At 58.0% G+C, this 14,142-nt stretch carries 11 protein-coding genes; 4 read left to right on the forward strand and 7 right to left on the reverse strand.

The window, feature by feature from the left end:
* Positions 1-48: 48 nt before the first annotated feature.
* Complete coding sequence (locus HNR62_RS09260; RefSeq protein WP_204795801.1) at positions 49-1,314, forward strand: valine--pyruvate transaminase; 1,266 nt, start codon at positions 49-51, stop codon at positions 1,312-1,314.
* A 112-nt stretch (positions 1,315-1,426) separates the two neighbouring features.
* On the opposite strand, the gene HNR62_RS09265 is transcribed toward HNR62_RS09260, so the two are convergent.
* The 7 genes from HNR62_RS09265 to dnaA all read right to left on the reverse strand — a co-directional run bounded on the left by HNR62_RS09265 (position 1,427) and on the right by dnaA (position 11,186).
* Entirely contained in the window at positions 1,427-1,852 is a 426-nt protein-coding gene (locus tag HNR62_RS09265; RefSeq protein WP_204795802.1) for an Hsp20 family protein, read from the reverse strand.
* Positions 1,853-2,014: 162 nt separating this feature from the next.
* Positions 2,015-3,703, reverse strand: coding sequence for a dihydroxy-acid dehydratase (gene ilvD, locus HNR62_RS09270; RefSeq protein ID WP_204795803.1), 1,689 nt, complete (start codon positions 3,701-3,703; stop codon positions 2,015-2,017).
* 148 nt (positions 3,704-3,851) lie between these two features.
* Complete coding sequence (gene focA / locus HNR62_RS09275) at positions 3,852-4,808, reverse strand: formate transporter FocA (protein WP_204795804.1); 957 nt, start codon at positions 4,806-4,808, stop codon at positions 3,852-3,854.
* 350 nt (positions 4,809-5,158) lie between these two features.
* On the reverse strand, positions 5,159-7,576 hold the full coding sequence (gene gyrB / locus HNR62_RS09280; protein WP_204795805.1) for a DNA topoisomerase (ATP-hydrolyzing) subunit B: 2,418 nt from the start codon (positions 7,574-7,576) through the stop codon (positions 5,159-5,161).
* Positions 7,577-7,580: 4 nt separating this feature from the next.
* The gene (recF, locus tag HNR62_RS09285) at positions 7,581-8,681 is read right to left on the reverse strand and encodes a DNA replication/repair protein RecF (RefSeq protein ID WP_420827152.1); all 1,101 of its coding nucleotides are present in this window, start codon (positions 8,679-8,681) and stop codon (positions 7,581-7,583) included.
* The gene (gene dnaN / locus HNR62_RS09290) at positions 8,675-9,778 is read right to left on the reverse strand and encodes a DNA polymerase III subunit beta (protein WP_204795807.1); all 1,104 of its coding nucleotides are present in this window, start codon (positions 9,776-9,778) and stop codon (positions 8,675-8,677) included. The genes recF and dnaN overlap by 7 nt, the downstream gene beginning before the upstream one ends.
* 13 nt (positions 9,779-9,791) lie before the next feature.
* Complete coding sequence (dnaA, locus tag HNR62_RS09295) at positions 9,792-11,186, reverse strand: chromosomal replication initiator protein DnaA (RefSeq protein WP_204795808.1); 1,395 nt, start codon at positions 11,184-11,186, stop codon at positions 9,792-9,794.
* Between the two features lie 509 nt (positions 11,187-11,695).
* Here dnaA and HNR62_RS09300 point away from each other — a divergent pair.
* The 3 genes from HNR62_RS09300 to HNR62_RS09310 are packed head-to-tail and all read left to right on the forward strand — an operon-like array spanning position 11,696 to position 13,883.
* On the forward strand, positions 11,696-12,454 hold the full coding sequence (locus tag HNR62_RS09300) for an amino acid ABC transporter substrate-binding protein (RefSeq protein ID WP_204795809.1): 759 nt from the start codon (positions 11,696-11,698) through the stop codon (positions 12,452-12,454).
* A 3-nt stretch (positions 12,455-12,457) separates the two neighbouring features.
* A complete protein-coding gene (locus HNR62_RS09305; protein WP_204795810.1) occupies positions 12,458-13,123 on the forward strand; it encodes an amino acid ABC transporter permease in 666 nt (221 codons plus the stop codon).
* A 7-nt stretch (positions 13,124-13,130) separates the two neighbouring features.
* Positions 13,131-13,883, forward strand: a complete 753-nt coding sequence (locus HNR62_RS09310; protein WP_204795811.1) for an amino acid ABC transporter ATP-binding protein — start codon at positions 13,131-13,133, stop codon at positions 13,881-13,883.
* Positions 13,884-14,142: the final 259 nt, after the last annotated feature.

The raw sequence follows: 14,142 nt of genomic DNA on the forward strand, positions 1-14,142 counted from the left end.
GGATAACGTGAACCTTTCGACAACCGCTTTCTCTTTGGTAGTTATCTCATGGAATTTTCAGCATTCGGTCAGAAGTTTACCCGCCACGCCGGCATTACCCAATTGATGGACGATCTCAACCAGGGTCTGACCACGCCCAACACCATCATGTTGGGCGGCGGCAATCCGGCCGCTATTCCGGAAGTACTCGCCTACCTGGATCAGCAATCCCGGCAGCTGGTGAACAACGGCGATCTGCTGAAAGCCATGGCCAACTACGACGGCCCCCAGGGCAAGGATGCCTATATTCGCGCCCTGGCCACGCTGCTGTCCAAAGAGCTGGGCTGGCCGGTCGGCCCCGAACATATCGCCCTGACCAACGGCAGCCAGACCGCCTTCTTCTACCTGTTCAACCTGCTGGCCGGTGACTTTGACGGCGGCCGCAAGAAAAAGGTGCTGTTCCCGCTGGCGCCGGAGTACATCGGCTATGGTGACGGCGCCCTGAGCGAAGATCACTTCACAGCCTGCAAGCCCACCATCACCCGACTGGATAACGGCCTGTTCAAGTATCATGTCGACTTCGACCAGCTGGAGGTGGATGACGACATCGGCCTCATCTGCGTGTCTCGGCCCACCAACCCGACCGGCAACGTGCTGACCGACGAAGAGATCATGCGGCTGGACGAAATAGCGCGCGAGAAAGGCATACCCCTGTTGATCGACAACGCCTACGGCATGCCCTTCCCCAACATCATCTTCACCGACGCCAAGCCGTTCTGGAACGACAACACCATACTGTGCATGAGCCTGTCCAAACTGGGCCTGCCGGGGGTACGTTGCGGCATAGTGGTGGCCCCGCCCACCATTATCCGGGCCCTGACCAACATCAGTGGCATTATCAACCTGGCCCCCGGCAGCATGGGCCCGGCCCTGACCCTGCCGATGATGGAAAACGGTGACGTCATCACCCTCAGCAACGAGGTGATCCGCCCCTTTTACCAGGCCAAGGCACAGCAGGCGGTGACCTTGCTGCAGCAGGCCATCCCCCTGCCCCAGTTTCATATTCACAAGCCGGAAGGCGCCTTGTTTCTGTGGTTGTGGTTCGAAGATCTGCCCGTTCACTGCCAGGAGCTGTATGAGCGCCTGAAGCAGAGGGGCCTGCTGGTGGTGCCCGGCCATTACTTCTTTCCGGGGATCGAAGACGGTGACTGGGCTCACAGCAGGGAGTGCATTCGCCTCAACTACGCCCAGTCGGAAGCCGATGTGCAGGCCGGCATCAAAATACTGGCCGAAGAAGTGCTGGCGCTCTACCAGGCGCCAGCGGCCAAGCCGTAAAAAATGAGGGGTGAGGGGTGAGAGGTAAGGGGTGACCTCACGCCTCACCGCAACCATAAACAACAACGCCGACCCTGGGGTCGGCGTTGTGTTACACGGGTTGGCGTAATATTTATTCGGCCTTGCCGATGGCAATGGTTCTGGGCTTGGCGGCTTCCGGCACTTCACGCACCAGATCGATATGCAGCAGGCCGTTTTCCATGTCGGCCCCCGTCACCTTGACGTGGTCGGCCAACTGGAAGCGACGCTCGAAACCGCGTTCGGCGATGCCCTGATACAGATAATTCTTCTGGGGTTCTTCCTGTTCTTTATGACCCTTCACCATCAGGGTGTTTTCATGGCTGGTGATGTCCAGATCCTCGCGGGCAAAACCGGCCACCGCCATGGAAATGCGGTACTGGTTCTCGCTGATCAGCTCTATGTTATACGGCGGATAGCCGGTGTTGCTGCTGCCGCTGGCGGCGTTTTCCATCAGGGACGCCAGGCGATCGAAGCCGATGGCGGAGCGATACAGGGGAGTAAGATCGAAGCGTGACATAATAATATCCTCTTGTGAGCGATGTTAAAGTCGCCCTCCATCATGGACGGGCGAGACGCGCAATCATGGAACCCTCGGTTGAGCGATTCCCTTGCCTCAATAAAGATATAGGGCCCTCGAATGTCACTTTCAAGAGCCTGTTTGCGGATTTTTCAGCCGATGTCAGTCGGTATCATCCAGCGCATCGGTCACGGCACCTTGTGAGGCCGAGTTGACCGTGTGGGCGTATTTGGCCAGCACACCGCGTCGATACCGCGGTGGTGGAGCCTGCCATCGGGCCAGCCGGGCGGCGATGTCCGTATCGGACAGTTGCAGCTCCAGCCTGTTCAGCTCGGCATCGATGGTGATGATGTCGCCGTCTTCGACGATGGCCAGCGGCCCGCCCTGCTGGGCTTCCGGCGTGATATGGCCGACCACGAAACCGTGGCTGCCGCCGGAGAAGCGGCCGTCGGTGATCAGCGCCACCTCCTGACCCAGCCCCTTGCCCATGATGGCGGAGGTCGGGCTCAGCATCTCGCGCATACCCGGCCCGCCTCTCGGGCCTTCGTAACGGATCACCAGCACGTCCCCCGCCTTGACGGTGCCGTCCAGGATCCGTTCCAGGGTCTCCTCCTCGGAGCCGAATACCCGGGCCGGGCCGGTGAAGGTCAACCCTTCCTTGCCGGTGATCTTGGCCACAGATCCCTCGGGCGCCAGGTTGCCGTACAACACCCGCAGGTGACTGTCGGCCTTGATGGGGTTATCCAGCGGCCGGATGATCTGCTGACCCGCAGGATAGGGCGCCACCGAGCCCAGATTTTCCGCCAGGGTCTGGCCGGTCACCGTCAGGCAGTCGCCGTGCAGCAAACCGGCCTCGAGCAGGATTTTCATCAGCGGCAGTATGCCGCCGATGGCCACCAGTTCCGACATCATGTAATGACCGCTGGGGCGCAGATCGGCCAGCACCGGCACCCGTTTGCCGATGCGCACGAAGTCGTCCAGACTCAGCTCGACATTTACCGCATGGGCCATGGCCAGCAGGTGCAGCACCGCATTGGTCGAACCGCCCAGGGCAATCACCACGGTAATGGCATTCTCGAACGCCGCTTTGGTCATGATGTCGGAGGGCTTGATGTCCCGCGCCAGCAGGTTCAGCACGGCGGCGCCCGCCTCATGGCAGTCCTGCCGCTTGCTGTTCGAAGTCGCATTCTGTGCCGAGCTGCCCGGCAGGCTCATGCCCATGGCCTCGATGGCCGAGGCCATGGTGTTGGCGGTGTACATGCCGCCACAGGCACCGGGGCCGGGGATGGCGGTGTCCTCTATCTGCTTCACTTCAATCAGCGACTTGTCGCCCTTGGCATGGGCGCCCACCGCCTCGAACACCGAGATGATATCGGTATGGTTGGCCCCCGGCGCTATGGTGCCGCCATAGACAAACACCGACGGCCGGTTGAGTCGGGCCAGGCCGATCAGGCAGCCGGGCATGTTCTTGTCGCAGCCGCCGATGGCCACCAGACCATCGAAGCCTTCGCAGCCGGCCACGGTTTCGATGGAATCGGCAATCACCTCCCGCGACACCAGCGAATACTTCATGCCGATGGTGCCGTTGGCGATGCCGTCGGAAATGGTGATGGTACTGAAGATGATGCTCTTGCCGCCGGCCACATCGGCTCCGCGTCCCGCCTCTTCGGCCAGTCCGTCGATATGCATGTTGCAGGGGGTGAGATTGCTCCAGGTGGAGGCGATGCCCACCTGGGGCTTGTTGAAGTCGGCATCCTCGAAGCCGACCGCCCGCAGCATGGCGCGGGCCGGCGCCTTGGTGGGCCCGTCCACCACCTGACTGGAGTATTGGCGGGATTTGTCCTGAGTCATGACACTGTCCTTATCGTGAGCAGATGTAACCAGTGTAGCCAGCCGACGATCGGGCAACGAGCAGAAACGGAATTTGAATAGTAAACGGCAGGTAAGATCAAAGACACCTGACAATGTGTCAGGTGTCTCTTTCCATTCAACTCATGAATTAATTTGGCTTGCTGTTTGGCTTGCTGTTTGTTGAATTCGACCCAGAGTAGGCTTTAGGCTGTGAATCACTGACAGAAAGTTCAGAACCACTATTCTCTACCAGCCAATATCCCAGCCCGACAATACTGCCACCAACCACATTACCTAACGTAACCGGAATCAAATTATCAAAAACAAAGTTACTGAAGGTCAGGTCGGAAAACTTATCAGCCGGAATATTCAAACCAATAAAAAAACTTTCCGGAGCGAAAGTCTGAATCGATATGGCCAGTGGCACCAAAAACAGATTTGCAATACTGTGTTCAAAGCCACTGCTAACAAACATAGCAACAGGCAATATAACCAACATCAGCTTGGTCAACACATCTTTAGTTGCAAATGTCATCCAGATACCCAGGCAAACCAGAATGTTACACAACATACCCAGCATAAAAGCCTGTGACCAAAGATGATGTATTTTATGATGGGCGATATTCAATACATTTAATCCCCATTGCCCACCATTAAGCTCAAATGAACGAGCGAACATAATGAGCATGACCATTAACAAGGCTCCGATCATGTTGCCGGTATATATTCGTCCCCAACATTGAAGCTGCTGGCCGAAACTGATACGTTTATTGGCATGGGCAACAACGGTCAGAACTGCGCTGGTAAATAACTCACCCCCCGCAACTATTACCAGCCCGATCCCCAAACTGAAGATTAGACCACCCACCAAACGCGACGTACCCCATCCCTGAATATTACCCGTAGTCACGGAAATAAAAAAAACAAAGGCTATCGCAATAAATGCGCCGGCAAATATGGAAAGTATAAACGCCTTCCTGGGTGACTTTGATACTTTATCTTCACCATACTGACTTACCTTGGCAAGTAATGTGTCAGCACTCCCCTCCCCATTAGCTGAAGGGATATTTTCTTGATGTTTACTTATTTGATTAGATTCAGACATCGTGTTTATCTTTTTATCTCTTAGGTATATGAAAAACAAATCGTTCTAATTGGCAAGGCCAGTTTTTCCAGCATGATACCCCCCAAATTAACCATCTACAAATTTTTACCGAAGGGATGTCTGACAGTAAAAATAAAGAGAAATTAAAGTTAACCCCAGGTTGCGAACTTACTATCGTCTCGGAATTATTTTACTACCGGTTTGTTACTCCTGGTGTTGTTGTCAATAAAGTCAGGGCTGAAGCGGACTATCCCTGGAGAGATAGCTCCCTTCACCAACGGCTGGCGCTCAGGAAGACAAAAAAGCAGCCCACAGGCTGCTTTTTTGTCATGCGGGACCGACCCTGGGGATCAGATATCCAGGTTGGCGACCTTGAGCGCGTTGGTCTCGATAAACTCGCGACGCGGCTCTACATGGTCACCCATCAGGGTGGAGAACAGCTGATCGGCAGCCACGGCGTCTTCGATGGTCACCTGCAGCATGCGGCGGGAGCCGGGATCCATGGTGGTTTCCCACAGCTGATCCGGGTTCATCTCGCCCAGCCCCTTGTAACGCTGTACATAGAGGCCGCGCTTGCTCTCGTGCATCAGCCATTCCAGGCCTTCGGCGAAGCTGGACACCGCCTTGGTCTTCTCGCCCCGCTTCACGTAACCGCCTTCTTCCATCAGGTTGGCGATGCCCTTGCCCAGGGAGACGATGCTGCGGTATTCGCCGGAGGCGAAGAAGTCGTAGCTGATCGGGAATTCCCGCTCTATACCGTGCTGACGGACCTTCACCTTGGGCAGATAGCAGCTGCGCTCTTCGAAGAAGTCGTAATCCAGCAGGTACTCGGCACCGTTGGTGTTGCTCCCTTCCAGCGACCGGTTGATGGCCGCGACCCAGCTCTTGACCTGGGCTTCATCGGTCAGGGCCTCCAGGCTCAGCTCGGGCTGATAGATCAGCTCGTTGAGTACCAGTTCCGGTGCCCGGCGCGACAAGCGGGTGATCAGTATCTGTACCTTGCGGAAATCGTTGACCAGCTTTTCCAGATGCTCGCCACCGATGGCCGGGGCCGACTCGTTCACATGCAGACTGGCGCCGTCCAGTGCCAGACTGGTCTGGTACTGCAGCATGGCGTCTTCGTCTTTCAGGTACTGCTCCTGCTTGCCTTTCTTCACCTTGTACAGGGGCGGCTGGGCAATATAGATATAGCCCCGCTCGACAATTTCCGGCATCTGCCGGTAGAAAAAGGTCAGCAGCAGGGTACGGATGTGTGCACCATCCACGTCCGCATCGGTCATGATGATGATGTAGTGATAGCGCATCTTGTCCGGGTTGTATTCGTCCCGACCGATACCACAGCCCAGGGCGGTGATCAGGGTGGCCACTTCCTGGGAAGACAGCATCTTGTCGAAACGCGCCTTTTCCACGTTGAGGATTTTACCCTTGAGCGGCAGAATCGCCTGGTTCTTGCGGTTACGGCCCTGCTTGGCCGAGCCACCCGCGGAGTCACCCTCCACTATGTAGAGTTCGGACAGCGCCGGATCCTTTTCCTGACAGTCGGCCAGTTTGCCGGGCAGACCGGCCAGATCCAGGGCGCCCTTGCGGCGGGTCATGTCCCGCGCCTTGCGCGCCGCTTCCCGAGCCCGGGCCGCATCGATGATCTTGTTGACCACGATTTTGGCATCACCCGGGTTTTCCAGCAGAAACTCGCTCAGCCGCTCGCCCATGGCCTGCTCGACCGCGGTTTTCACCTCGGACGACACCAGCTTGTCCTTGGTCTGGGACGAGAACTTGGGATCCGGTACCTTGACCGACACCACGGCGGTCAGACCTTCCCGGGCATCGTCACCGGACGCCGAGGTCTTGGCCTTCTTGCTGTAGCCTTCCTTGTCCATGAAGGTATTCAGGGTACGGGTCAGCGCCGCCCGGAAACCGGCCAGGTGGGTACCGCCATCCCGCTGGGGAATGTTGTTGGTAAAACAGAAGATATTTTCCTGGTAGGAGTCGTTCCACTGCATGGATACTTCCACCGAAATACCGTCGTCCCGCTCGTTGGCGAAATGAAACGCCTTGGGATGGATAGGGGTCTTGTTGCGGTTGAGGTACTCGACGAAGGCCTGGATACCGCCTTCATACTCGAAGTGCACTTCCTTGTTCTCCCGCTCGTCGAGCAGGCGAATGGACACCCCCGAGTTCAGGAACGACAGCTCACGCAGCCGCTTGGCCAGAATATCGAAATGGAATTCGGTATTGGTGAAGGTGTCATGGCTGGGCCAGAAGCGGATCAGGGTACCCGACTTGGCCGTCTCACCCACCGCCACCAGGGGGGCCTGAGGCTCGCCATGGCGGTAGGTCTGCTCGTGTACCTTGCCGCTGCGCCAGACGGTCAGCTGCAGCTTTTCGGACAGGGCGTTCACCACGGACACACCCACACCGTGCAGGCCGCCGGACACCTTGTAGGAGTTGTCGTCGAACTTGCCGCCAGCGTGCAGCACGGTGAGGATAACCTCGGCGGCGGAGCGACCTTCTTCTTCGTGCATATCGACCGGAATGCCCCGGCCATCATCGGACACGGAAACAGAGCCATCCACGTGAATGGTCACGACGATGTCCTTACAGTGCCCGGCCAGGGCCTCATCTATCGAGTTATCCACCACCTCAAACACCATGTGGTGCAGGCCAGTGCCATCGTCTGTGTCGCCGATATACATGCCCGGACGTTTCCGGACCGCATCCAGACCTTTTAATACCTTAATACTCGAAGAGTCGTAAGTGTGTTCACTCATTGGCTTACTCGCACTCCTGGGTTTCGGTGATTTCACCCTGTTTCACGTGAAACAGCTTGCTGTTATCCCGTGTGATCATCTGCCTGAGCTGGGCCACATCGATAGCGGAAACAAATACCTGAGCACCCAGTTCGGTTAACCGGTGCGCCAGCAAAGCACGCTTGTGTTCATCCAGTTCAGACGCAAAGTCGTCGATCAGAAAAATGCAGTCCTGTCCGGACCGGGTTTTCAGATAAAGGCCCTGGGCCAGCCGCATGGCGCACACCAGCAACTTGAGCTGACCGCGTGACAGCAAATCCTGCACCGGCATGCCCCGGGCCTTTATCCTGATCTCTGCCTTGTGCGGTCCGGACTGGGTATAGCCCAGCCCCTGATCCCGCTCAAGGCCCTGTTCCAGTACCTGGGCCAGCGTCGTTTGCCGGTCCCAGCCACGAAAAAAGTCGAACGAAAAATCGTATTCAGGCAGAAAATCTGCCGCTATCAGCCGGATGACCGGCTCGATAGCCTCGGCATATTGCTGCCTGAACAGACTCAGTTCTTCACCCACGCTCACCAGCTGTCGATCCCAGTAACTCAGCTCCTGCCGGGGGCGCTGCTGCCGCAACAGGGCGTTACGCTGCTTGAGCAGGCGGCGATACTGGCCCCAGACGGTAAAAAAGCGGGCATTGGAATAAAACAGCCCCCAATCCAGGTAGGCCCGACGCAACTTGGGGCCGCCGGTCAGTAGATTATACCCTTCCGGGTGGATCAACTGAATGGGTAGAATGTGTGCCAGATCGGCCAGTCGTTCGGCGGCCCGGCCGCCGACCTTGAGCCGGGTATCGCCGCCGCGGGTTTTGCTCAGGCCCACCGGCAGGCTGTCGTCCTGCTGCCGCACCCGGGCAAAGAGGGTAAAGGCCGGTTCACCCTGCCGAATGACCCGCCCGGTCAGGTGGGTTCGAAAGGAACGGCCAACGCCCAGATAATGAATGGCTTCCAGTATGCTGGTCTTGCCGCTGCCGTTGGCACCCACCAGCAGATTGATGCCGGCGCCCGGCACCAGGCGGCCATGAGGGATATTGCGAAAGTCCTTCAGCTGTAGATTGAGCAGCGCCATGCTTACAATCGCATCGGCATCACCACGTACAGGGCATCCCCGCTGTCTTCCGCCTCGATAAGACCACTGCTGCTGGCATCCTTGAGGCTGACCTTGACCTTGTCGGACTTGAGGGTGCCGAGCACATCCAGCACATAGGAGACGTTGAAGCCGATTTCCAGACTCGTGCCCTGATAATCCACATCCAGCACCTCTTCCGCCTCTTCCTGTTCCGGGTTGTTGGCGGTGATTTTCAGCACCTGATCCTGCATGTTCAGCCGCACGCCCCGGAATTTTTCGTTCGACAGAATGGCCGCCCGGGAAAAGGCCTGGCGCAACTCTTCCCGGCCGCAGATCAGGGTCTTGTCACACTCGCGCGGCAGCACCCGGCGATAGTCCGGGAAACGACCGTCCACCAGCTTGGAAGTGAAGATAAAACCGGGGGTGACGGCCCGGATGTTGCTTTTGCCGATTTGCAGCCGCACATCCTGATCCTCGTGCTCGAGCAGTTTCACCAGCTCCAGCACCCCCTTGCGCGGCACTATGACCTGCTGGGCCGGCAGCTCGTCGGCCAGCAACTGACGCTGGCAGGTGGCCAGGCGGTGGCCGTCGGTGGCCACGGTGCGCAGCCACTGACCGTCGGTTTCGAACAGCATGCCGTTGAGGTAGTAGCGCACGTCCTGAATGGCCATCGAGAACTGGGTCGATTCGATCAGCTTCTTCAGTGCCAGCTGGTTGATATCGAATTCCAGTTCGGAGCTCCATTGCTCGATATTGGGAAAGTCTTCCGCCGCCAGGGTGGACAGGTTGAAGCGGCTGCGCCCGGAGCGCAGTATCAGCTTTTCTCCTTCCAGGGTAAATTTCAGCTCGGCGCCATCGGGCAGGCCCCGGCAGATGTCCAGCATCTTGCGCGCCGGTACAGTAGTGCGACCGGCGGTTACGCTCCCCTGCAGCTCGACCCGCGCCACCATTTCGACTTCGGTGTCGGTGCCGGTCATCGACAGGGCGTCGTTGTCGACGCTGAGCAGAATATTGTTGAGGATCGGCAGGTTGGGGCGGCCCCCCAGGGCACTGGATACCAATTGCAGGGGTCGCAGTATCGCTTCGCGGCTGATGGTAAACTGCATGGGGTTCTCCGATTCAGGAAGACAGGGTGCGGATAAGATTGGAATAATCTTCCTTTATATCATGACTCTCTTCCCGGAGCTGACCGATTTTTCGGCAGGCGTGCAGCACGGTAGTGTGATCGCGGCCCCCGAAGGCATCGCCGATCTCGGGCAGGGAATGATTGGTCAGCTCCTTGGCCAGCGCCATGGCCAGCTGGCGCGGACGGGCCACCGAACGGGAGCGACGCTTGGACAACAAATCCGCCAGCTTTATCTTGTAGTATTCGGCTACCGTCTTCTGAATGTTGTCTATGGTCACCAGTTTTTCCTGCAGGGCCAGCAGGTCACGCAGCGCCTCGCGCACGAAGTCGATATTGATGGCCCGACCGGTAAAATTGGCATTGGCCATCACCCGGTTCAGCGCCCCTTCCAGCTCGCGCACATTGGATCTCAGTCGCTTGGCGATAAAGAAGGCCACCTCGTCGGGCAGCCGCATCTTGTTCTCGTCGGCCTTGCGCATCAGGATCGCGACCCGGGTTTCCAGCTCCGGCGGCTCGATCGCCACCGTCAGACCCCAGCCGAAGCGCGACTTGAGCCGGTCTTCGACCCCGTTGATCTCCTTGGGATAACGATCCGAGGTCAGGATGATCTGCTGATTGCCCTCGAGCAGCGCATTGAAGGTGTGGAAGAATTCTTCCTGGGAGCGCTCCTTGTTGGCGAAGAACTGAATGTCATCGATCAGCAGCGCATCCACGCTGCGGTAGTAGCGCTTGAATTCTTCGATGGCGTTGTTCTGCAACGCCTTGACCATGTCCTGCACGAAGCGCTCGGAATGCATGTAGATGACCTTGGCATCCGCCTTGCGGGCGCGAATGCCGTTGCCCACCGCGTGCAGCAGGTGGGTCTTGCCCAGGCCGGTGCCGCCATACAGAAACAGCGGGTTGTAGGCACCACCCGGATTGTCGGCCACCTGACGGGCGGCGGCCCGGGCCAGCTGGTTCGACTTACCCTCGACGAAGTTGTCGAAGGTATAGTTGATGTTCATGTTGCTCTTGTAGCTGATTTGCGGCCGATCGTCGGCCTGCTCGATCCAGGAGGGCGTGGTCTGCACCCGGCTCTGAGACTTGCCGCCGTGACCACTGTTGCCGCTGTTACTGCTGCTGGTCACCAGGTTGACCGGCGTGCGCTTCTTGCCCACCTCGAACTTCATCTGCGGGCAGTTGCTGCCACAGAATTCACTCAGCAGGCCGTTGATCCTCAGCAGATACTTGTCCCGTACCCAGTCGAGAACGAAGCGATTGGGGGCAAACAGGGTCAGGGTATTATCGCCCAGCTCCGCCTGCAGCGGCCGGATCCACATACTGAATTCTGCCGAAGGCAATTCATCTTGTAGCCGGTTAAGACACTGCTGCCAAAGCATAGCGCTCATCAGAACTCCTGGAACAAAGGGATCAATCAAGGGGCCGTTATTCTACTGAGCCAGGGGCCGGATCTCTAGCCGGATCATCTCGATCCGGCAAAATATGATCCTTGACATCTGTGAATAACTTTCAACTTAATACACAGGATCCTCCGCTTTATGAACAAGCTACTCACATGCTGCAGTGGCAGCAAGATTCCCGAACGGTCGCGGATCCGGCCTTCGGCGTGGCAGGATCCGATGATTCCGGCTTTCGATGCCCATGGTTGCCGCCTCGGCTGGTCAGCATTCGTGCTGTGCCGATCACTCCCCTCATCTTTCGAGGCCGCCATCCGTATAACCATAATCGGCAAATCGCCTTTCGCCAACGCACCTTGCCAGGTTATTAATTTGTAAAAAACCGGCATGCAAGCTTTGGCTGGTATAATGGCTGGTATAAAAAGACCTACATCATTTATGCTGTAGCAATGATGACTGCACCGGTTGCGGTCATGCCGTGATCATCAGGAGAGTGATTCATGTCCAAATCCATCAAGCTGCTGGGTGCCGCCCTGGCCCTTTTCGCTTCCCTGCTGGCGCCGGCCATGGCGGCCGAGGCGGTCAAGGTCGGCATGTCCGGTCGTTATTATCCCTTTACCTTCGTCAAGCAGGACGAGCTGCAGGGCTTTGAAGTCGATGTCTGGAACGAAATCGGTGAGCGCCTCGACCGCGAGGTGGAGTTTGTCACCACCAACTTCTCCGGCCTGTTCGGCATGCTGGAAACCGGTCGTATCGACACCATTTCCAACCAGATCACCATTACCCCGGAGCGGCTGGAAAAGTATGACTTCGCCATCCCCTATGTGTACGACGGCGCCCAGATAGTGGTACGCAAGGGCAACGACAGCATTCAGGGCCTGGACGATCTGAAAGGCAAGAAAGTGGCGGTCAACCTGGGCTCCAACTTCGAACAGCTGATGCGCAAGCACGACACCAACAACGAAATCAACATCATCACCTACGAGACCAACCTGGAGCAGGACGTGGCGCTGGGCCGTACCGATGCCTTCGTAATGGACAGAGTCGGCTCCGCCCAGCTGATCAAGGAAGCTGGCCTGCCGCTGCAACTGGCCGGCAAGCCGTTCGAGACCATGGAAAATGCCTTTCCCTTCGTGAAAACCCCCGAGCAGCAGGCACTGCTGGCCGAGGTGAACCAGGCCCTGGCCGAGATGCGTGCCGACGGCACCCTGACACAGATTTCGGAGAAATGGCTGGGCGCGGACATCACCAGTAAATAACCCATGCAATTCGACCTCGACTATACCCTGGCGCTGTTTCCGATCCTGTTCCGATATCTGGGCACGACCATGGAAATGGCGCTGCTGGGCTTTGTGTTCGCCCTGATCATCGCCGGTGGGCTGGCGGTGACCAGAACCTTCGAACTGCCGGTGCTCAACGCCCTGGCCAAGCTGTTCATTTCCTTCTTTCGCGGCACCCCGCTGCTGGTGCAGCTGTTTCTGCTGTATTACGGCCTGCCGCAGATCATGCCGATCTTCATTGGCCTCAATGCCTTCAGCGCCGCCGTTATCGGCCTGACCCTGCATTTTTCCGCCTACATGGCGGAATCGATTCGCGCCGCCATTCTCGGGGTGCACAAGAGCCAGATGGAAGCGGCGATGAGCATCGGCATGACCCGCACTCAGGCCATGCGCCGCATCATACTGCCCCAGGCGGCGCGTATCGCCACGCCCTCGCTGATGAACTACTTCATCGACATGATCAAGAGCACCTCCCTGGCCTTCACCCTGGGGGTGGCCGAAATCATGGCCTCGGCCCAGAAAGAGGCCTCCAGCAGCTTCAAGTTTTTCGAAGCCTTTATCGCCGTTGCCCTGATCTACTGGGCGGTGGTGGTGTTCTTCACCTATCTGCAAACCTTGCTGGAGCGAAGGCTGAACGCCGCTTATTAGGAGCACCATGATTACACTGCGTAACCTGACCAAGATCTATCACGGCCAGACGGTGCTCAACGACATCAGTCTGGATATCAAGCAGGGCGAAATCGTGGTGATACTGGGGCCTTCGGGCACCGGTAAATCCACCCTGCTGCGCTGCCTCAACCTGCTCGAAACGCCGGAGACCGGCACCCTGGACATCGACGGCTTCGCCATCGATCTGGCCAGACACAGCAGCAAGGAAGCGATAGCGTTGCGCAAGCGCACCTCCTTCGTGTTTCAGAACTATGCCCTGTTTGCCAACAAGACCGCCCGCGACAACATCGCCGAGGGGCTGATCACCGTGTGGAACAAGCCCAGGGCCGAGGCCAACGCCGAGGCGCTGCGCATCCTCGGCGACATCGGGCTGGAAGACAGGGCAAACGCCTATCCGTCATCCCTGTCCGGTGGCCAGCAGCAACGGGTGGGCATCGGCCGGGCCATGGCCAGCCATGCCAAGGTAATGTTGTTCGACGAGCCCACCTCGGCGCTGGATCCGGAATGGGTGGACGAGGTGCTGGGACTGATGAAGAAACTGGCGCTGGCGCACCAGACCATGGTGGTGGTCACCCACGAGATCGGCTTCGCCCGCGATGTCGCCGACCGGGTGATCTTCATGGATGGCGGCCGTATCGTGGAACAGGGTCCGCCCGCCGAGTTGCTGACCAACCCCCGGGATCCCCGCACCCGGGCCTTCTTGCGCAAGGTATTGCCGGATCGGAACGAGAACGGCTAGCGGATCTCCCGCCACGGGAACCCCTCGCTTTTAGTTGCGCCGGCCTGCGGGGGCTGTATAATCCCAGCCCCGCGATCTTCAAGGATCCCGGGATCGATCCCGTCCGGTAAAATACTTTGCCTGTGGGGTCGTCAATCAACACCATGTAGATTGACGTGATATACAGAACTGTTTAGAATTCGGCCTCTTTGGTGGGACCGTCTCGGTGATGTTTATGCGTCTGTCGAGTACATGGTCAAACTGTATAGCAAACTGACAC

Origin of the sequence: Oceanisphaera litoralis (genome assembly GCF_016907015.1) — a bacterium.
GTDB lineage: Bacteria > Pseudomonadota > Gammaproteobacteria > Enterobacterales > Aeromonadaceae > Oceanimonas > Oceanimonas litoralis.